Origin of the sequence: Pseudoxanthomonas sp. LjRoot143, from assembly GCF_964252945.1 — a bacterium.
GTDB lineage: Bacteria > Pseudomonadota > Gammaproteobacteria > Xanthomonadales > Xanthomonadaceae > Pseudoxanthomonas_A.
In genome coordinates this window covers 524,283-543,327 of record NZ_CAXUPM020000001.1, presented here as the reverse complement: position 1 = coordinate 543,327, position 19,045 = coordinate 524,283, and the positions used below count along the sequence as shown (strand labels likewise).

Here is a 19,045-nt window from a genome sequence, read left to right as displayed (position 1 = left end):
CTCCGGGGACCCGCTTGATCCACCTGCTGTCCAGTTCCAGCCATCCTGAGCGCGCGCCATCACAGCGCGGGCGCTTTGCGTGGCGGCTGACGGCCAAGTGGGTACTCGCCATGTTCGTGCTGGCCGTGGTGGCGTCGTTGGCGTCCGCACCTCGTCGTGACAGCAGCGAGCGCCAATCGACCGCAACGTTTGCCGAGCCCAGCTTCGTCCATCACGAACTGAGTGAAGACGACCCTCCGCGGGAACCGAAGCATCAGGAGTCGCCGGCCAAGAAGCCCCGCCTGAAGGCCTTGCTGGTGCAGACGCCGCCGGCCACGGATCCCAAGCAGGCGCTGGCTTTCTACCTGTGCTCCGGCGACGCGGTTCCGACGCCACGTCCTGCTCTTCTGCACACTGAGCCCGAGCCGCGTTCGCGCCGCGAAGATCCCGTCCTTCGCCTGCATCCCGGCCAAGCGCCTCCTCACCGCGTCGCCTGACGCGCGTGCCGGCGCGATGCCGGCCACCTCCTTCAGAACCTCCTCGCGCGAGCGCTGACACCAGCGCCCTGCCTTTCGTTTCCCTACCTCTGTGAATGCCATGAACCACACCCGTCTCACCGGGCGCACCCGCTTGCGCCGCCATCGCCTCGCCGTTGCCCTGCTCGCCGTCACCTCGGCGCCCGTGTTCGCACAGGTCGCCCCCAACGGCGCGGCCGATGCCACCGATTTCGACACCGTCGTCGTCACGGCGGCCGGTTTCGAACAGAAGATCACCGACGCCCCCGCCAGCATCAGCGTGATCACCCGCGAGGACCTGAGCCAGCGGCCGTACATGACGCTGCTGGATGCCGTGCGCGACATCGAGGGCGTCGACGTGGGCGAAACCCGCGACAAGACGGGCCAGGGCACGATCTCCATGCGCGGCATGGGCTCCGACTACACGCTGATCCTGGTCAACGGCAAGCGCCAGAACAACCACGGCGACATCTATCCGAACAACTTCGGTGGCAACCAGTTCAACCACATCCCGCCGCTGGACGCGATCGAGCGTATCGAGGTCATCCGCGGCCCCGCATCCACGCTCTACGGCGCCGACGCCATGGGCGGCGTGATCAACATCATCACTAAGCGTTCGCTGGACAGCTGGCATGGCTCGGCCAGTGTGGCGCGCACGTTCGAAGCCAGCGAGTTCGGCGACGACACCACGTTCGACTTCTTCGTCACCGGCCCGCTGATCGCAGGTAAGCTCGACCTCAGCGCACGCGGCAGCTGGTATGACCGCAAGGCGTCCAACCCGACCTACGAAACTCTGACGGATCCGAGCGGCCGGGAACATCCGCGCCCGCTGGGCTTCGGTGGCGGCGGCAAGACCGTCGACAACACCAACAAGGCCGGCGGCATCAGCCTGACGTGGACGCCGACCGACGCGCAGACGGTGACCCTGGATTACGACACGTCGCGTCAGGAGTACGACAACGCGATCAAGACCAACGATTCCGGCGGTCAGGAGTATCCGGTCGGCACGGTCGACAACATCAATTCGATCTGGCGTACCGCCAACGTCAATGGCGTCACGCGCGTGGCGCCGCAGGTCGGCTACAGCCCCACCCAGGAGTTCACCCGCGACGCCTGGTCGCTGACGCATGAAGGCAAGTGGGGGTTCGGCAACAGTTTCGTCTCGCTGTCGCACGTGGCCACCAACAACGACGGCCGCACTCTGCCCTTCACCGTCGCCGAGCGCAACCACCTGCAGCAGATGTGGGATGGCACCGGTCCCTATGCGGGCCTGACCACCGCCCAGCGCCGCGACATCGCCGCGCAGACCTTCCTGCCGCGTCCCAAGCGCACGCTGGAGAGCGCGCAGTACACGCTGGATGCGAAGCTGGACATTCCGTACGAACTGGCCGGAGACCATACCGCCGTGGTCGGCGCGCAGGTTATCCGTGGTGAACTGACCGATGGCGTGTTCGGCATGGAAAGCGGTACCCCCAGCGCCGTGCAGAAGCACGACATGTACTCGCTGTTCGCCGAGGACACCTGGTATGTCATCAAGCCCCTGGCCATCACGGCCGGCCTGCGTTACGACGACCACAAGGTGTTCGGCAACGAAGTCAGCCCGCGCCTGTACGGTGTGTACACCATCAACGAGCAGTGGACGGTCAAAGGCGGCGTGAGCACGGGCTTCAAGACCCCGAAGACCACCCAGCTGTACGACGGTGTCACCGGCTTCGGTGGCCAGGGCGTGTCGCCGATGTTCGGCAACCCCGACCTGCAGCCGGAAACCAGCACCAGCAACGAGCTGGCGGTGTACTGGCAGCATCCGGCGGGGCATGGCTTCAACGCCACCCTGTTCCACAACACGTTCGACGACAAGATCGCCAGTCAGCCTTGCGGTCCGGGCACGACACTCGAGTGCTCGAGCACCGGTGACTATGCTGACCTCGGCTACGCGACCAGCAGCAAGACGGTCAACATCGATGAGGTGGTGATCAAGGGTGCCGAACTGGCCGGGCGCTGGAAGATCTCATCGACCTTCGGTTTCCGCGCCAACTACACGTACACCGACAGCGAGCAGAAGAGCGGCTCCGAAGCAGGGTTGCCGCTGGGCAACAGCGCACGCCACATGGCCAACGCTACGCTGGACTGGCAGGCGGCAGAACGGTTCAACGTGTTCCTGTCGGTCGAAGCACGCTCCAAGCGCTACCGCGGCCTGCATGCCATCACCCGCGAACAGCTCTACTACAAGGACTACGAGGTCCTGCACCTCGGCGCCTCGTTCAAGGCAACCGACTGGCTGACCATCAACGCACGCATCAACAACCTGCTCGACCGCGACTTCACCACCTATGACGCCGAGTTCCGTGATCTCAACGGAGACGGCGACTACATCGATACCAACATCGGGGGCAGTGGTCGCAACGAGGCGTTGTTCTTCGATCACTACAACAACAAGGACAAGGCGCGCAGCCTCTGGGTGAGCTTCAACGTCAACTTCTGAGGCTCACAGGCGTTCCCACTCCGCACCGGGGTGGGAACCCCCCCAATTGAGAGCCATTCTCATCTGTGATGTAATGGCGAACCGCTCCACCCCGCGTCGAGACCGCCGTTGTCCCCTTCCGCTTCCCCTGCCCTCCAGCAACAACGCCGCGGCTTCTGGCTGCGCACGTTGCATCAGTGGCACTGGATCAGTTCGGCGGTCTGCCTGATCGGGATGTTGCTGTTCGCGGTCACCGGCATCACGCTGAACCACGCCTCGAAGATCGAGGCCACACCCGACGTGACCAACCTGACCGCCACGATGCCGGCACCGGTGCTGGCGTCACTGGGCGACCGGCAGGAAGGGAACGCTCCCCTGCCCGCCGCCGTCGCCGGTTGGCTGGAGCAGGAATTGTCGGTATCGATCGGCAAGCGACAGGCGGAATGGTCCGACCTGGAGCTCTACCTCTCCATGCCTGGCCCCGGAGCCGACGCCTGGTTGAGCATCGACCGCGAAACCGGTGCCGTGGAGTACGAACGGACCAACCGAGGCTGGGTCTCCTACTTCAACGATCTGCACAAGGGCCGCAACGCCGGCCCGGCATGGGGATGGTTCCTCGACATCTTCGCCGTGGCCTGCCTGGTGTTCTGCATCACCGGCCTGTTCCTCCTTTATCTGCATGGGCGCCAGCGCCGCATGACCTGGCCGATGGTCGGCCTGGGCCTGCTGGTACCGCTGTTGATCGCCCTGCTCTTCATCCACTGATTCCCCCCCACGAACCGCGAGTGACCGCATGTCGAAGATCGCCGTCCACACCACGCTGACCATTGCGCTCAGCGGCCTGCTGGCCACCCCGGCTTACGCCGCCACGCTGGACGTCAACGTCGAGATCCCCAAGCTCAACGTCGCCGAGTACCACCGCCCCTATGTTGCGGTCTGGATCGAGGGTACCGACCAGAAGGTCGCCGCCAACCTGTCCGTCTGGTACCAGCAGACCAGCAACTCGGAAGGCCACGGTACGAAGTGGCTGCCCGACATGCGCCAGTGGTGGCGCAAGTCCGGACGCTCGCTGCAGGTGCCGGTGGATGGCGTGACCGGTCCCACCAAGCCGGTCGGCAAGCACGCGCTGAGCTTCAGCGACAAGCAGCATCTGGCGAAGCTGGCGCCTGGCCAGTACACGCTGGTCGTCGAAGCCGCACGCGAAGTCGGTGGCCGCGAACTGCTGAAGATTCCCTTCACCTGGCCCGCCAAGGGCGCGTCGCAGTCGGGGAAGGCGCAAGGCACCTCCGAACTCGGCGCCGTCACGCTGACCCTCAAGCCCTGATCCCTTTCCACGCATCCCGATGGAGATTCCGATGAAGCGTTCCCTTGCCGTGGCCATCGCCCTGGCGTCCGTCATTCCGGCCACCGCCCTCGCACACAAGGCCTGGCTGCAGCCGTCGCAGACCGTCATCGCCGGCACCAATCCGTGGATCACGGTGGATGCTGCGGTATCCAACGACCTGTTCTACTTCAACCACGTGCCGCTGCGCACCGAAGGCCTGGTCATCACCGCGCCGGATGGCAGCACCGCGGAAGCGCAGAACCTGGCAACGGGCAAGTACCGCACGGTGTTCGACGTCGAACTGAAGCAGCAGGGCACGTACCGCATCGCCACGGTCAACAAGAACCTGATGGTTCGCTGGGAAGGTGCCGACGGCAAGCCGGGCGGCCTGCGCGGCGCCAAGCCGGAAGACCTGGCGACCAAGGTGCCGAAGGATGCGAAGAACCTGCAGGTGTCGCAGTCGATCGGCCGTATCGAAACCTTCGTGACCAACGGTTCGCCGAACGACACCGCCCTGAAGGCGACGGGCGAAGGCATCGAACTGCTGCCGGTCACGCACCCGAACGATCTGTTCGCAGGCGAAGCCGCCACGTTCAAGCTGCTGGTCGACGGCAAGCCGGCCGCCGGTCTCGAGTTCGAGATCACTCGCGGCGGCACGCGCTATCGCAACGCGCAGGAAGAGATCAAGGTCACCACCGATGCCAACGGCCAGTTCAGCGTGACGTGGCCGGAAGCCGGCATGTACTGGCTGGAAACCGGTACGCAGGACGACAAGACCACGATTCCGCAGGCCAAGCAGCGTCGCCTGAGCTACGTCGCCACGCTGGAAGTGCTGCCGCAGTAAGGCCACACCGCGCCGCCGGACGCACTTCCGGCGGCGCACGCAGGAATGAACATCTCCCTCCCCCCCGCCTCCGCGCCTGCGGCGCCCGTGCATGCCCTGCGTGGGCAGACCATGGGCACCACCTGGTCCGTGCACTGCGTCAGCGCATCGCGCGTCGATCTGCATGCCCTGCATGACGCCATCCAGGCACGCCTCGATCGGGTGGTCGCACAGATGAGCACGTGGGAAGCGGACGCGGACATAATGCGTTTCAACCGCATGTCCGGAGGGGAATGGTTCGCCCTGCAGGATGATTTCCTGCGGGTGCTGGGAACCGCCCTGGACGTCGCGGCTACCAGCGGCGGTGCCTTCGATCCCACCATCTCCCCGCTGGTCGGCGTCTGGGGTTTCGGTGCCCATGCCGGTGCACTGGGCAGGCCCGCCGAAGCGGATCTTGTGATGGCGCGCGGGCGCGTTGGCTGGCAGCAACTACGGTTTGATCCGGACCAACGCCGCGTCAGCCAGCCGGGCGGCGTGATGCTCGATCTATCGGCCATTGCCAAGGGTTACGGTGTGGATATCGTCGCCAGCCTGCTGCGCGGACGAGGCTTCGAGGCAGCGCTGATCGAGGTCGGCGGCGAGCTGTACGGCTACGGCCGCAAAGCGGACGGCACGCCCTGGCGCGTGCTGGTGGAATCCTCGCCCGACGAGGAAGCCGACACGGAAGGACTGGAGCCGCGCGTGCTGGCACTCGACGGCATGGCCGTCGCCACCTCCGGTGACCGCTGGCACGCCTATTCGCAGGACGGCCGGCGCTATTCGCATACGATCGATCCCCGTAGCGGTGAACCGGTGACCGATGCCGCGGCGGCCGTCACCGTGGTCGCGACGGATGCGATGCATGCCGACGCCTGGGCCACCGCCCTGACCGTGATGGGTGCCACCGAGGGATACGCGTTCGCCCGTGGCCACGGCCTGGCCGCACGCTTCCTGCAACGCACCGCCGATGGGCTGCGGGAAACGATGACACCCGACTTCGAGCGCCATCTCGCTGCATGAGCATGCCCACCGCCACCGCATCACGTGGATTCGCCGCAATCGTCGGCAACACACTGGTCATGCTGTTGCTGGCCGCGTGCGCCTGGCTGCTCGCAAGCCTGCATGAGGGCGACTGGTGGCAAGCCGTGCCTTCTGCGACGCGCAGCTACGCTGCGGCGGGTTCCGTACTGGCTTACGCCGGCCTGGTCGCTTGGTTCCTGTATCGCGCGCATGCACGTGATCGGGCCACCCAGCCAACCGCCGCCGCCACGCAGGACGCCGTATGGGTGGTGCATGCCAGCCAGACGGGCTTTGCCATGGAACTGGCCGACATGACGGCCGCTTCGCTGCGCCACGGAGGCGCGACAGTGCAGCGCGCGGGGCTCGAGCATCTGGATGTGTTACGTCTGCAAGGCATCACGAAGGCTCTCTTCGTGGTCAGCACCACCGGCGAAGGCGATCCGCCGGATCCTGCACTGGGCTTCGTCCGCCGGATCATGTCGCAATCGCTAAGGCTGCATGGGCTGCAGTACGCCGTACTGGCCTTGGGCGATCGCGAGTACGAGCAGTTCTGCGCCTTCGGCCATCAGTTGGACGACTGGCTGCGGCGCCAACACGCGCAGCCGCTGTTCGACCTGGTCGAGGTCGACAACGCCGACGACAGCGCGCTGCGTCACTGGCAGCACCACATCGGCCAGCTCGGCAATGGCGACGCGGCGCCGGACTGGGCATCACCCCGTTACGAGTCGTGGCGACTGCGCGAACGCATCGAACTCAATCCCGGCAGCCTGGGTGGGCCCGCCTTCCATCTCGCACTTGCACCGGACGCCGGTGCGCTGCCGGACTGGACGGCCGGCGATATCGCCGAGATCGGACCCCGGCACGCCGCCGCGGAGGTCGAGGCCTTCCTGCAGCGCCTCGACATGGCCGGCGACATCCAGGTGCGCTGGCAGGAAGAAACGCAACCGCTTGCGGCCGTGCTGGCACGCAGCCATTGGCCCGACCAGGCATCGACCCTGGCATCCCGGGATGCACAAACATTGGCGGATGGCTGCACACCCCTCCCCCACCGCGAGTACTCGATCGCATCGGTACCCGCCGACGGCGCCATGCACCTGCTCGTACGCCTGATGCAGCGCGCGGATGGAACGCCGGGTTTGGGCAGTGGTTGGCTATGCCGGTACGCGCGTGCCGGCGACGCCATCGCACTGCGGGTCCGGCGCAACCCGAATTTCCACCCTCCCACCCCCCAGGTACCGATGATCCTGATCGGGAACGGCACGGGTCTTGCGGGACTGCGCGCCCATCTGAAAGCGCGCATCCAGTCGGGCGCGACGCGCAACTGGCTGCTGTTCGGTGAGCGCCAGCGTACGCATGACTTCTTCCACGCCGGTGAACTGCTTGCGTGGCAGTCGCAGGGACAGCTCGAGCACCTCGATCTGGCGTTCTCCCGCGACGGTGGCGAACACCGCTATGTCCAGCACGCGTTGCTCGCGCATGGCGACCGCTTGCGGCAGTGGATCGACGAGGGCGCCACGGTGTACGTCTGCGGCAGTCTGGCCGGCATGGCACCCGAGGTGGATGCGGCGCTGCGCAGCATGCTAGGTGACGAGCGGATCGAGGAGCTTCGCGGCGCCGGCCGCTATCGCCGGGACGTTTACTGAGCGGCCGCTTCGTCAGCCGTCGATGTCCTCGATACGGATGGCCAGAAGCTCGCCTCCACCCTGTAGCGCATGGCGCGTCCGCTCCTTGCCTGGCATCAGGATCGCGGTGTCACCACTCCAGAGATGATCGAGGCCGCTGTCGGCGTCGAAGGTCGCCTGCCCGGCGATCAGGTGGATGACCCAGTGCACGCCAGGCTCGGTGAAGAACAGCATCGGCCCCACCAGCGGGCGATGCAGCAGCTGCGTGCGGACACGATCACGCCGCCACATCAGATTGAAGTCGTGCGTCACTCCGTCGATCAATTCACCGGTCACCGTGTCTTCGCCGGCGAAGCGCAACCGGTCGTGCGGCGGCATCAGATCGACTGCGCGCCCATCATCGAACCTGAGGCGCAGCCCGTTGCCGCGAAGCAGTACCAGTTCGCGGTCAACGCCTGGAAACGAGGAGAACGCCGCGTCGCGCTCGATCTCGGCAATCGATAGTCGCCAGTCCCACGCATCGCTGTCCGGCATCCGCACGATCTCACGCGTCCAGCCCAGGCCGTTCTTCCAGCGCTCCCGCCGGTATTCGTTTGCAGGGATGAGGCGTGACGATGTCGGCATGGTGTCTCCGCGTCGGGGCGCGGCGCGATTCTAGCCCGTCCATTGGTCGGTGATGCGAAGCGCCTGAGGCCGAAACGACATCGCCCGGACGCGCATCCTGCGCGCCCGGGCGATGTCCACCTCCGTGTCGGCATCCTGCCAGTATCAGGCTCCTGCCTGCTCCTGACCCTTGCGCGTCCAGCGCGGTATGGATACGTCCTTGTCGGCGTCCTGCCTGTCTCCCCCTGGCATCCTGCCCCTGCGCCCGGCGTTCCACCTCCTGTGGAGACACCCGACGCGGGATTCGATCAGCGGCGCGCCACCGGCTTGTTGGCGGGCTTCGCTGCGGCAGCGGCCGGCTTGCTTGCCGGCGTCGTGCCGGTGCGCAGTTCGATGCGGTCGCGGTTCTGCTCGATGGTGCTCAGACCGATGCCCTTCACCATCGCCAGTTCCTCGGCGCTCTTGAACGGTCCGTTGGCCTTGCGGTACTCGATGATGGCGGCGGCCTTGGCCGGCCCCACGCCGATCAGCACACGATCCAGCGCGGCCGCATCGGCGGTGTTGATGTTGACCTTCTCCGCCGCCATCGCCTGCACGGCGAACAGTAGCGACAGCGCGGTGGCGAACACGATGTGGATGAACGACTTCATGACGACTCTCCTTGTGGTGTTGGACTCCTTGGCATGACGGACGCGTCGCGGCATCCGTCATGTTTCCGCCTATGGGCCATTGGCCTTGGCGGTAGGGAAAGTGTCCAACTCCGACGGGAGCCAAGGTATCGCCCTTGCGCGGTGGAATCTGCCCGTAAACGCCGCGGCCGGATGTAGGAAAAGTCCTACCCTTGGCCAAGGCGTAGAATGGCACCCAGTCTTTCAGTGCCCGGAGTAGCCATGGATACCGCCAAAGTCGACCGTTACGTTGCCGAGAAATGGGATGACGACATCGTCCCGCAGCTGGTCGAGTACATCCGCATCCCCAACAAGTCGCCGATGTTCGACAAGGACTGGGTGGCCAACGGCTACATGGAGCAGGCCGTACAGCTGATGGAGCGCTGGGCGAAGGCGCAGTCGGTGCCCGGCATGCAGGTGGAGGTGGTGCGCCTTGAGGGTCGCACCCCGCTGATCCTCATCGAGATTCCCGCCAGCGGTCCGGAAACCGGGGCCGATACCGTGTTGCTGTACGGCCATCTGGACAAGCAGCCGGAAATGACCGGCTGGGACGACGACCTCGGACCCTGGGTTCCGGTCATCAAGGGCGACAAGCTGTATGGTCGCGGCGGCGCTGACGACGGCTATGCGATCTTCGGGTCGCTGGCCGCGATCCAGGCTTTGCAGCAGCAGGGCGTGCCGCATGCGCGCTGCGTGGTGCTGATCGAAGCCTGCGAGGAATCCGGCAGCTACGACCTGCCCGCCTACGTGGACCACTTGGCCGACCGCATCGGCAAGCCGTCGCTGGTCGTCTGCCTGGATTCGGGCTGCGGCAACTACGAGCAACTGTGGTGCACCACCTCGCTGCGTGGCCTGGCCGGCGGCAACTTCACCGTCAAGGTGCTGGAGGAAGGCGTGCACTCCGGTGATGCGTCGGGTGTCGTGCCTTCCAGCTTCCGCCTGCTGCGCCAGTTGCTGTCGCGGCTGGAGGACGAACAGACCGGCCGCATCCTGCCGGAGGGCCTGCAGGTCGAGATTCCTGACGCCCGCTTGGCGCAGGCGCAGGAAGCGGCGCGCGTGCTGGATACGGCGGTGTTCGACAAGTTTCCGTTCCTGCCCGGCATGACGCCGATGGCCGAAGACCTGGCCGAGCTGGTGCTCAACCGCACCTGGCGCCCGGCCCTGTCGGTCACCGGCGTGGACGGCATGCCGCCGCTGTCGTCGGCGGGCAACGTGCTGCGCCCCTACACCTCGGTGAAGCTGTCGCTGCGCTTGCCGCCGACGCTGGACGGCAAACAGGCCGGCCAGTTGTTGAAGGACCTGTTGGAGAAGGACCCGCCGAACGGTGCGCAAGTGAGCCTGGACCTTGAGAAAGCCAGCACCGGCTGGAACGCGCCTGCGATGTCGCCCTGGTTGGAGAGCGCCATCGACGCGTCCAGCCGCGAGTTCTTCGGCAAGCCCGCGATGTACATGGGCGAAGGCGGCACCATTCCTTTCATGGGCATGCTGGGCGAGAAATTCCCCGGTGCGCAGTTCATGATCACCGGCGTGCTGGGGCCGCACTCCAACGCGCATGGCCCGAACGAGTTCCTGCACATCCCGATGGGCAAGAAGGTCACCGCCTGCGTGGCGCGGGTCATCGCCGAGCACCATGCCGCCAGCGTGCGTGGCGAGACCACGGGCGTCGCCGCGGTAGCGGGCGGCGAACAACACGGCGACCACGGCTGCTGCTGATCCGAAGCCACGGGTTGAAAGGAACGCCGGGGAAACCCGGCGTTTTCTTCTCCGGTGCCGGGGATGGCTGTCCGGGCCTCTGCCCTGCTAGGCTCGCAACGCCCCACACCTTCCCAACCGGAGTGTTTCGATGGAACAGATCTTTGGTGGCGGTATTCTCTGGACCCTGCTGATCGGCTTTCTCGCCGGCCTGCTCGCACGGGCGCTCAAGCCCGGCAACGACAAGCTCGGCTTCTTCATGACCATCGTGCTGGGCATCCTCGGCGCGCTGCTCGCCCGCTTCATCGGGGGTGCGCTCGGCTGGTACGCGCCTGGCGAGCCGACCGGCTTCATCGCCTCCGTGATCGGCGCCATCGTGCTGCTGGTCATCTACGCGATGGTGAAGAAGAAGCGCTGACCATCGCGCGCGCTACGATCGAATGCTCCCGCCCGGGAGCATTCTTTTTTCCAGGCTGCCCAGGAGCTCCGATGCGCAAGATCCTGCCGATCCTGTTCCACCTGCTCGCGGCGACAGCCTGCCTGTCCTCCTGCACCGCGCTCGCCGCCTCACCCCTCGACGGCGCGTGGCAATTGGAGTCCGGCAGCTACCTCGACAACGAAGGCCGGGAGCAGGACTACAGCAGCCTGAAGCTGCGCGGCATCAAGCTGCTGGCCGACGGCCATTTTTCTTTCACCACCGCGCAGGACGGTCGCTTCTGGGCGGGCGGCTCCGGCTCCTTCACCGCCGATGCCGAGACCTATGTAGAGACGCCACGCATGGCGTCCTACCCGGTGGTCGACGGCGGCAGCTACCGTTTCAGCTACACGCTTGAAGGCGACACTTGGACGCTGGAGCGCTTCGAGGATGGCAAGCGCGTCGAACGCGAGGTCTGGCGACGCGCAACCTCGAGGCCCTGACCGCAAACCGGCTTACTGGCTGCGGCCGTAAACGTCCTCGAAACGGACAATGTCGTCTTCGCCCAGGTAGCTGCCGGACTGCACTTCGATCAGCTCCAGCGGCACCTTGCCGGGATTCTCCAGGCGATGCTTCACGCCCAGCGGAATGTAGGTACTCTCGTTCTCCGACAGCAGCAGTGTCTCCTCGCCACGCGTCACCTTCGCGGTACCGCTGACCACGATCCAGTGCTCGGCGCGGTGATGGTGCATCTGCAGGCTGAGTGAAGCGCCCGGCTTGACCTTGATGCGCTTCACCTGGTGGCGTCCGCCGTTGTCGACGGAGTCGTAGCTGCCCCATGGACGGTGCACTTCGCGATGCAGCACGGCCTGGCTGCGCTGCTCCTTCTTCAGCTGCGCAACGACCTGTTTGACCTCCTGTACGCGATCCTTGCGGGCGACCAGCACGGCGTCGTCGGTTTCGACCACCACGATGTCGTCGACACCCACCAACGCGACCAGCCGTTGCGCGTAGGCATAGCTGTTACGGCTGTCCACGGCGATCACGTCGCCGTGGTGCGCATTGCCGTCGGCATCACGCTCGGCGACGTCCCACAGCGCCGACCAGCTGCCGACATCGTTCCAGCCGATGTCGACCGGCAGCACCATCGCATGGTCCGTCTTCTCGAACACCGCGTAGTCGATGGAATCGGACGGGCAGGCCGCAAAGGCGTCCTTGTCCAGGCGGACGAAGTCGCCGTCGTGCCGCGCGGCCGCATGCGCCGCGCGCGTAGCCTCGACGATGTCCGCACGGAAGCGCGCAAGTTCTTCCAGGTAGCGGCTGGCGCGAAACAGGAACATGCCGCTGTTCCAGTAGTACCCGCCGGCATCGAGGTAGGACTGCGCAGTCGCGGCATCGGGTTTCTCGACGAAGCGCGATACCTTTCGCAGCCCGTCGCCGGCCTCGGCCTGGATGTAGCCGAAGCCCGTCTCCGGTGCGTCGGGGACGATGCCGAAGGTCACCAGCGCGCCGGCTTCCGCGGCAGCGGACGCCGCGCGCACGGCGCGCTGGAAGCCGGCCACGTCGCGGACCACATGATCCGACGGCAGCACCAGCAGCAGCGGATCATCGCCGTTCGTCATCGCCTGCAGCGCCGCGGCGGCGATCGCCGGCGCGGTGTTGCGGCCGACCGGCTCCAGCAGGATCGCCGGCACCGGCGCGCCGATCTGGCGCAACTGCTCGGCGACCAGGAAACGGTGCTCCTCGTTCGCCACCACGATGGGCGCGAGTTCGGCGATGGCCTCCACGCGCCGCCAGGTCGCCTGCACCATGGTGTCGTCACCGGCCAGCGGCAGGAACTGCTTGGGATAGGCCTCTCGCGAGAGCGGCCACAGACGCGTGCCAGAGCCGCCGGACAGCAGCACAGGTTGGATTTTGGCCATGCAAGCCTCGCAAGTCGGTAGGGCGCCAGTTTACCCTGTGATCCTGATTGTCTTTGCTCGGCCGCAACTTCATGAACCCAACGATTCAGGACCCTTCCGGGCGAGGCGCCCAGCGCCTGGAGTGGGCGCGCGGCGCACTCGGCGACCCCTACGCGCAGCTCGAACGCGCCTCCATGGACGCCGGCTACCGCAGCTACTGGCGCAGCCTGGGCGACGGTCCCGGACGGATCGTGATGGATTCCCCGCCCGGACTCGAGGACGTGCGGCCCTGGCTGGCGATGCGCGACCTGCTGGTCAGCGGCGATGTCCGCGTGCCGGACGTGCTGGCCATCGACACCGATCTCGGCTTCCTGCTGCTCGAAGACCTTGGTGGCCCCACGCTGGCGCACGTGATCAGCGACGACAACGCCGACACCTGGTTCGATGCCGCCATCGAACAGCTGCTGCGCCTGCAGGCCATCACGCCACCGGACGGCATGGGCGAGTTCGGCGAAGCGCTGCTGCAGCGTGATGCCGGGCTGTTCGACGAATGGTTCCTGCGCCGCCACCTGGGCCTGACGCTGGACTGCGGCGAATCCGAAGGATTGGAACTGGCGCAGCGCCGCCTGATGGACAACGCGCTGAACCAGGCGCGCGTACTGACCCACCGCGATTTCATGCCGCGCAACCTGATGCCGATCACGCCCGGTCCCGCGGTGCTGGACTTCCAGGATTGCGTGCGCGGACCGGTGGCCTACGACGCGATGAGCCTGTTCAAGGATGCGTTCCTGAGCTGGCCGATCGAACGCGTCGATGGCTGGCTCGCGCGCTACCACGCCCGTGCGAGCCGTGCCGGCGTGCCGGTGCCCGAACTCAAGGTCTTCCTGCGCGACGCGGACTGGATGGGCATCCAACGGCACCTGAAGATCCTCGGCATCTTCTCGCGTCTGCATTACCGTGATGGGAAGACCCGCTATCTGCCGGATGTGCCGCGCTTCATCCGCTACCTCGACGAGGTGCTGCCGCGTTATCCGGAGCTGTCCGGCCTGCGGACCCTGCTCGACACACGGATCAAGCCCGTGCTGCATGCCCGCGGTGAAATCGCATGAAGGCCCTGGTATTCGCAGCAGGCCTCGGCGAACGGATGCGGCCACTCACCGACCATACGCCTAAGCCCCTGATCGAAGCCGGTGGCAAGCCGCTGATCGTCTGGCACCTGGAAAAACTCGCGGCGATGGGCGTGGAGGATGTGGTGGTCAACACCAGTTGGCTGGCCGACCGCTTCCCGTCCGTGCTGGGCGACGGTGCGCGCTGGGGCCTGCGGCTGCACTACCTGCATGAAGGCGACACGCCGCTGGAGACCGGCGGCGGCATGCTCAATGCGCGCCCCCTACTGGGTGAAGCACCCTTCCTGCTGGTGAATGGCGACATCTGGACCGACTTCGACTTCGCCCGCCTGCCGCGCGAGCCGGATGGGTTAGCGCACCTCGTGATGATAGATCCGCCCGGCTACGCCACACACGGCGACTTCGCGCTGGATGAAGCAGGTTACGTCCGCGAAGACGGAGAAAGCCGCCTTACCTACGCTGGCATCGGCATCTATCGGGCGGCTTTGCTCGACGATTGGCAGCACCATGTCGACGAGCACGCCAGCACTGCTGCCAACGGCAAGTCGCGCTTCCGCTTGGCTCCGATCCTGCGCGCCCACATGGACAAGGACAGCATCTGTGGCGAACGCCACGCGGGCCGATGGACCGATGTAGGCACTCCCGACCGCCTTGCGGAACTGGAACGGGCGCTCGCTGAGCGCTGATCCCTCAGAGCACCTGCCGCAGGAACGGCACGGTGATCCGGCGCTGCGCGGCGAGCGAAGCGCGATCCAGCTTGTCCAGCAAGGCGACCAGCGCGCCAAGATCGCGGTCCGTGCGCGTGAGCAGCCAGTCGAGCGCGGCATCTTCGAGCACCAGTCCGCGTCGCTGCGCACGATCACGCAGCACTTCGCGACGATCTTCATCACTGAGCGGATCCAGCATCACGCGCAGGCATTGCTGCAGGCGTGAGCGCAGGTCCGGCAACACCAGTCCGATGTCATCCGGGATACCGCGCGCGGTGTACAGCACGTTCACGCCTGAGGCACGCGCGCGATTGTGGAAATCGAACAGCGCGACTTCGTCTGCGCGCGTACCCGCAATGGCGTCCAGCCCGTCCAGCGCCATGACGTCGTTGCCCTCGAGCGCGTCAAGCGCATCGCGCAGGCGTCCCGCAGCGGCGGCCAGCGGGAGATACACCGCCCGCCGTCCCGACTGTTCGGCCGCCGCACAGACCGCCAACGCCAGATGGGTCTTGCCGGTCCTCGACGCGCCGGCCAGGTACACCCAGTCTGCACCGGCTGCCGTTGCCAGCGCAGAAAGCGCAGGGATGGCGCCCACGGGGGGTGCGATGAAACTGTCGAAACGCTGGTCCGGGGGATAACGCAGCGCCAGCGGGAGCTGCGGCCCGAGGTTTTCACCCTGCACGTCCCGGCTCACGGCTTGTCGGTGTCGCCGCGGCCTGCCGCCTGTTCCACGCTGCCGGTGTCGATATAGGAATCCAGCAGGATGGACGGCCGGTCGCCGGCATACAGACGGCTCTGTGTGTAGCGCTCGTGCGCAAAGCGCAGCAGCACGTTGGCGATTGCGGCGATCGGCAATGCCAGCAGCATGCCGAGGAAACCGAACAGCTGGCCACCGGCCATGATCGCGAAGATCACCGCCACCGGGTGCAGGCCGATGCGATCACCGACGATGCGCGGCGTCAGCACGTAGCCTTCCAGCATCTGGCCGGCCACGAACACGCCCATCACCATCGCCACCAGCGACCAGTCGCCACCCGACTGCACGAGTGCCGCGATCACGCCGAGCACGATGCCCGTCGCCGTACCCAGGTACGGCACGAAGCTGATCAGGCCCGCGATGATGCCGACCAGCAGGCCGACCTTCAGCCCGACGACCGACAGGCCGATCGCGTAGATCGCGCCCAGCGCCAGCATCACCAGGAACTGCCCACGCAGGAACGCGCCCAGCACCTCGTTCGACTCCAGCGCCAGTCGCGTCACAGTCGCGATGTGATCACGCGGCACCAGTGCCGCGATGCGTTCGACCAGCGTGTCCCAGTCGCGCAGGAAGTAGAACGTCAGGATCGGCAGCAGCACCAGGTTGGCGACCCACGCCATCACGGCGAAACCGGAACGGGAGAAATAGCCGAACAGCGTGGCCGCGACGCCACCCGCCTGCTGCCAGTGGCCACGGATCCATTCGGTCACGCGATCCGGATCGAGCCAGGCCACCAGTTCCAGCCCGGTGCGGCGTTCGACCCACGGCAACGCCGTCTGCACGAACCAGTCGCGGTATGCCGGCAGCGACTCGATCACCGTCACCACCTGGCGTTCGATCATCGGCACGAGCAGCACCAGCGCGAGCGTCAGCAACAGCAGCATCAGCGTGAATACCAGCACCACCGCCGTGGTGCGTGAGCGACCGCTGCGTTCCAGCCGGTCCACCCACGGATCGCCCAGCCAGCCGAGCAACGCGGCGCACACGAACGGGGTGAGCACCGGCGCCAGCAGCCAGATCAGCCAGCCGACGATCAGGGCGATCAGCAGCCATTGCCAGCGACGGGCCAGCGTACCGGCCGGCGTGGTGGAAAGATCCATGCAGCGTCCTTGTGTCAGCGCATCTGGTAGGCGGGCGGCTCACCTTCGCCGCCGGTGAAGGGAGCCTCGTCGCCCATGGTGCGGCGGAAGCCGGCCAGGCCCGAGACCAGTTCCAGGTCGAGCTCCAGCACGTCTCCGCTGGCGCGCACCGGGGTGATGCGGCGGACCACGGCCATCTTCTGCAGGTGGCCGGTCAGGCGCAGGTAGTCGTCGGTGGTGCGGATGCCGGTGAACAGCACGCGGTAGGTGCCGGCGGGTCCCGCACTGCCGCGCTTGCCGTAGCGCTTCACCAGCGCATCGGCGGTACCGTCGGCACCGGAGGCCATCGCGCGGCGCGCATCGGCGTCGGTTACCGACCAGTTCGCCAGCACCTTGCCCGCGTCGACGAACACCCAGTCGGCGGTCCAGCCGCCCTTGGCGTTGCGGTAGAGCTTGCCGATCAGCTGCATCGGCGGGCTGTAGCGTGCCGATGCACGGGCGACAGCGGCCGTGTCCTGACGCCAGATCGCGCCGACGAGCGCCTGCTCCGCCGCACCACCGGCCGGCAGGCCGAGGCCGTAACCGCGCTCGATCGCCCGGTTGAGAAGCGGTCGTGCGGCATTGGATTGCGGCAGGCCGACCAGCCGCGGACCGCTGCCGTCGTTGATCGCCAGCCAGACCACCGGCTTCGGCCGCGGCTGCGGCCATACCGGCAGGCCGAGCGCGCCGGCGAGGCCGTTCACCTGGTCTTCGTCGAAACGCACCACCAGCGTAGTGCGGAAGGTCGGCGCACCGGTCGCCGAGGTGCCCTGGTCCTGACGATAGTCGTAGCCGTCCACATAGTCCTTGGCGTTGCGCAGTTCCGCACCGACGCCTGGGCGCGACATCGCCCCGCGGTCGCCGGACAGCTTGGACAGCACGCTGCCCAGCGCGCGCGCGAAGCCGCCCTGGCGCTCCGCCTCGCCCTGCCCGCTGACCGGCACTTCCGCCTGGTACAGCCCGCGCGCGGAGACCGCATCGCCTTCCGTGCGCAGGCCGGACTGCGCCTGCACGGCGGGCGTCGTGGTCAGTGCCGCCACCAGCAATGCCGTGGCGAGTGCGATACCTGGGATCCGGCGCATCGAGCGTCCTTGAGCTCTACAGACCCGGCGAATTGTTGCCCGAATGACCCGATACCGCCAACGGCACCCGTTCAGGACGGCCGCTTGGACCACCGATTCCTTTAAAATCACGCTTCTTGCCCCACCGACGACCGCCCGTGACCCAGCCGACGCCTTCCGCCCCCACCCCGATGACCTATCGCGACGCGGGTGTCGACATCGACGCCGGCAACGAGCTGGTCGAACGCATCAAACCGCTGGTCAAGCGCAGCTTCCGGCCGGAAGTGATGGGCGGACTGGGCGGCTTTGGCGCGCTGTTCGACCTGTCCGGCAAGTACCGCGAGCCGGTGCTGGTGTCCGGCACCGACGGCGTCGGCACCAAGCTGAAGCTGGCCCAGCAGCTGGGCCGCCACGACACCATCGGCATCGACCTGGTCGCCATGTGCGTCAACGACGTGCTGGTACAGGGGGCCGAACCGCTGTTCTTCCTCGACTACTTCGCCACCGGCAAGCTGGATGTCGACACCACGGTCGCCGTGGTCGGCGGCATCGCCAAGGGCTGCGAACTGTCCGGTTGCGCGCTGATCGGCGGCGAGACCGCCGAGATGCCCGACATGTACGGCCCGGGCGAATACGACCTGGCCGGCTTCTGCGTGGCCGCGGTCGAGAAGTCGCGCCTGCTGGACGGCAACAAGGTGCGCGCCGGCGATGTGCTGGTCGGCATCGCCTCCAGCGGCCCGCATTCCAACGGCTATTCGCTGGTCCGCCGCATCTACGACCGTGCCGGCCGTCCGGCCGACCTCGACGTGGGCGGCGTGCCGCTGGCCGACGCGCTGATGGCGCCGACCACGCTGTACGTGAAGCCGATCCTGGAACTGCTGCAGGCGCACGACCTGCATGGCATGGCGCATATCACCGGCGGCGGCCTGACCGAGAACATCATCCGCGTGGTCCCCGACGGCCTGGGCCTGCAGATCGACGCCAGCGCCTGGGCGCTGCCGCCGGTGTTCGACTGGCTGCAGCGCGAAGGCGCGGTCGAGAACAGCGAGATGTGGCGCACCTTCAACTGCGGCATCGGCTTCGTGCTGGTGGTGGCGCCGGACCAGCTCGCCGCCGTGCAGGCGGACCTGGCCCGCCTGCACCTGAACCACTGGCAGATCGGCGAAGTCGTCACCGCCAGCGGCGGCGAACGCGTCCGCATCGGCTGAGCGCG

Annotated in this window: 19 protein-coding genes; 13 read left to right on the top strand and 6 right to left on the bottom strand. The window is 66.8% G+C overall.

Annotation, left to right across the window (positions count from 1 at the left end):
- The first annotated feature begins 14 nt into the window (after positions 1-14).
- The 7 genes from ACSQ1W_RS02550 to ACSQ1W_RS02520 all read left to right on the top strand — a co-directional run bounded on the left by ACSQ1W_RS02550 (position 15) and on the right by ACSQ1W_RS02520 (position 7,804).
- Positions 15-476, top strand: a complete 462-nt coding sequence (locus ACSQ1W_RS02550) for a hypothetical protein (protein ID WP_436041535.1) — start codon at positions 15-17, stop codon at positions 474-476.
- 100 nt (positions 477-576) lie between these two features.
- Positions 577-2,976, top strand: a complete 2,400-nt coding sequence (locus ACSQ1W_RS02545) for a TonB-dependent receptor domain-containing protein (protein WP_436041534.1) — start codon at positions 577-579, stop codon at positions 2,974-2,976.
- A 108-nt stretch (positions 2,977-3,084) separates the two neighbouring features.
- Positions 3,085-3,720 (top strand): PepSY-associated TM helix domain-containing protein, encoded by a 636-nt coding sequence (locus tag ACSQ1W_RS02540; protein ID WP_436041533.1) that lies wholly within the window; start codon positions 3,085-3,087, stop codon positions 3,718-3,720.
- 28 nt (positions 3,721-3,748) lie between these two features.
- The gene (locus ACSQ1W_RS02535; RefSeq protein WP_436041532.1) at positions 3,749-4,279 is read left to right on the top strand and encodes a DUF2271 domain-containing protein; all 531 of its coding nucleotides are present in this window, start codon (positions 3,749-3,751) and stop codon (positions 4,277-4,279) included.
- A 31-nt stretch (positions 4,280-4,310) separates the two neighbouring features.
- Positions 4,311-5,123, top strand: a complete 813-nt coding sequence (locus ACSQ1W_RS02530; RefSeq protein ID WP_192270115.1) for a DUF4198 domain-containing protein — start codon at positions 4,311-4,313, stop codon at positions 5,121-5,123.
- A gap of 45 nt (positions 5,124-5,168) precedes the next feature.
- Entirely contained in the window at positions 5,169-6,161 is a 993-nt protein-coding gene (locus ACSQ1W_RS02525) for an FAD:protein FMN transferase (RefSeq protein ID WP_436041531.1), read from the top strand.
- 2 nt (positions 6,162-6,163) lie between these two features.
- Entirely contained in the window at positions 6,164-7,804 is a 1,641-nt protein-coding gene (locus ACSQ1W_RS02520; RefSeq protein ID WP_436046076.1) for a sulfite reductase subunit alpha, read from the top strand.
- Between the two features lie 12 nt (positions 7,805-7,816).
- On the opposite strand, the gene ACSQ1W_RS02515 is transcribed toward ACSQ1W_RS02520, so the two are convergent.
- Both ACSQ1W_RS02515 and ACSQ1W_RS02510 read right to left on the bottom strand, forming a co-directional pair.
- Entirely contained in the window at positions 7,817-8,407 is a 591-nt protein-coding gene (locus ACSQ1W_RS02515; RefSeq protein ID WP_436041530.1) for a HutD/Ves family protein, read from the bottom strand.
- Between the two features lie 287 nt (positions 8,408-8,694).
- On the bottom strand, positions 8,695-9,036 hold the full coding sequence (locus ACSQ1W_RS02510) for a ComEA family DNA-binding protein (RefSeq protein ID WP_436041529.1): 342 nt from the start codon (positions 9,034-9,036) through the stop codon (positions 8,695-8,697).
- A 240-nt stretch (positions 9,037-9,276) separates the two neighbouring features.
- Between ACSQ1W_RS02510 and ACSQ1W_RS02505 the strand changes: the two genes are divergently transcribed.
- From ACSQ1W_RS02505 to ACSQ1W_RS02495, 3 genes are all read left to right on the top strand, one after another.
- A complete protein-coding gene (locus tag ACSQ1W_RS02505; protein ID WP_436041528.1) occupies positions 9,277-10,767 on the top strand; it encodes a M20 family metallopeptidase in 1,491 nt (496 codons plus the stop codon).
- A 130-nt stretch (positions 10,768-10,897) separates the two neighbouring features.
- Positions 10,898-11,164, top strand: a complete 267-nt coding sequence (locus ACSQ1W_RS02500) for a GlsB/YeaQ/YmgE family stress response membrane protein (protein WP_192270122.1) — start codon at positions 10,898-10,900, stop codon at positions 11,162-11,164.
- A 71-nt stretch (positions 11,165-11,235) separates the two neighbouring features.
- Positions 11,236-11,664, top strand: a complete 429-nt coding sequence (locus ACSQ1W_RS02495; protein WP_436041527.1) for a hypothetical protein — start codon at positions 11,236-11,238, stop codon at positions 11,662-11,664.
- A gap of 12 nt (positions 11,665-11,676) precedes the next feature.
- Here the strand turns inward: ACSQ1W_RS02495 and ACSQ1W_RS02490 are convergent, their stop codons facing one another.
- Positions 11,677-13,083, bottom strand: a complete 1,407-nt coding sequence (locus tag ACSQ1W_RS02490) for a mannose-1-phosphate guanylyltransferase/mannose-6-phosphate isomerase (protein ID WP_436041526.1) — start codon at positions 13,081-13,083, stop codon at positions 11,677-11,679.
- 71 nt (positions 13,084-13,154) lie between these two features.
- Here ACSQ1W_RS02490 and ACSQ1W_RS02485 point away from each other — a divergent pair, with 71 nt between their 5' ends.
- Both ACSQ1W_RS02485 and murU read left to right on the top strand, forming a co-directional pair.
- Positions 13,155-14,171, top strand: a complete 1,017-nt coding sequence (locus ACSQ1W_RS02485) for an aminoglycoside phosphotransferase family protein (RefSeq protein ID WP_436041525.1) — start codon at positions 13,155-13,157, stop codon at positions 14,169-14,171.
- Positions 14,168-14,875, top strand: a complete 708-nt coding sequence (murU, locus tag ACSQ1W_RS02480; RefSeq protein WP_436041524.1) for an N-acetylmuramate alpha-1-phosphate uridylyltransferase MurU — start codon at positions 14,168-14,170, stop codon at positions 14,873-14,875. The genes ACSQ1W_RS02485 and murU overlap by 4 nt, the downstream gene beginning before the upstream one ends.
- 4 nt (positions 14,876-14,879) lie before the next feature.
- Here the strand turns inward: murU and hda are convergent, their stop codons facing one another.
- Genes hda through ACSQ1W_RS02465 form a run of 3 tightly spaced genes read right to left on the bottom strand, consistent with a single transcriptional unit; the run spans position 14,880 to position 17,853 of the window.
- Positions 14,880-15,590: a DnaA regulatory inactivator Hda gene (gene hda, locus ACSQ1W_RS02475; RefSeq protein WP_436041523.1), complete on the bottom strand. Its 711-nt coding sequence runs from the start codon at positions 15,588-15,590 to the stop codon at positions 14,880-14,882.
- Entirely contained in the window at positions 15,587-16,753 is a 1,167-nt protein-coding gene (locus ACSQ1W_RS02470; protein WP_436041522.1) for an AI-2E family transporter, read from the bottom strand. The genes hda and ACSQ1W_RS02470 overlap by 4 nt, the downstream gene beginning before the upstream one ends.
- Before the next feature lie 14 nt (positions 16,754-16,767).
- Positions 16,768-17,853, bottom strand: a complete 1,086-nt coding sequence (locus tag ACSQ1W_RS02465) for a DUF2066 domain-containing protein (RefSeq protein ID WP_436041521.1) — start codon at positions 17,851-17,853, stop codon at positions 16,768-16,770.
- Positions 17,854-18,023: 170 nt separating this feature from the next.
- Between ACSQ1W_RS02465 and purM the strand changes: the two genes are divergently transcribed.
- Entirely contained in the window at positions 18,024-19,040 is a 1,017-nt protein-coding gene (purM, locus tag ACSQ1W_RS02460) for a phosphoribosylformylglycinamidine cyclo-ligase (RefSeq protein ID WP_436041520.1), read from the top strand.
- Positions 19,041-19,045: the final 5 nt, after the last annotated feature.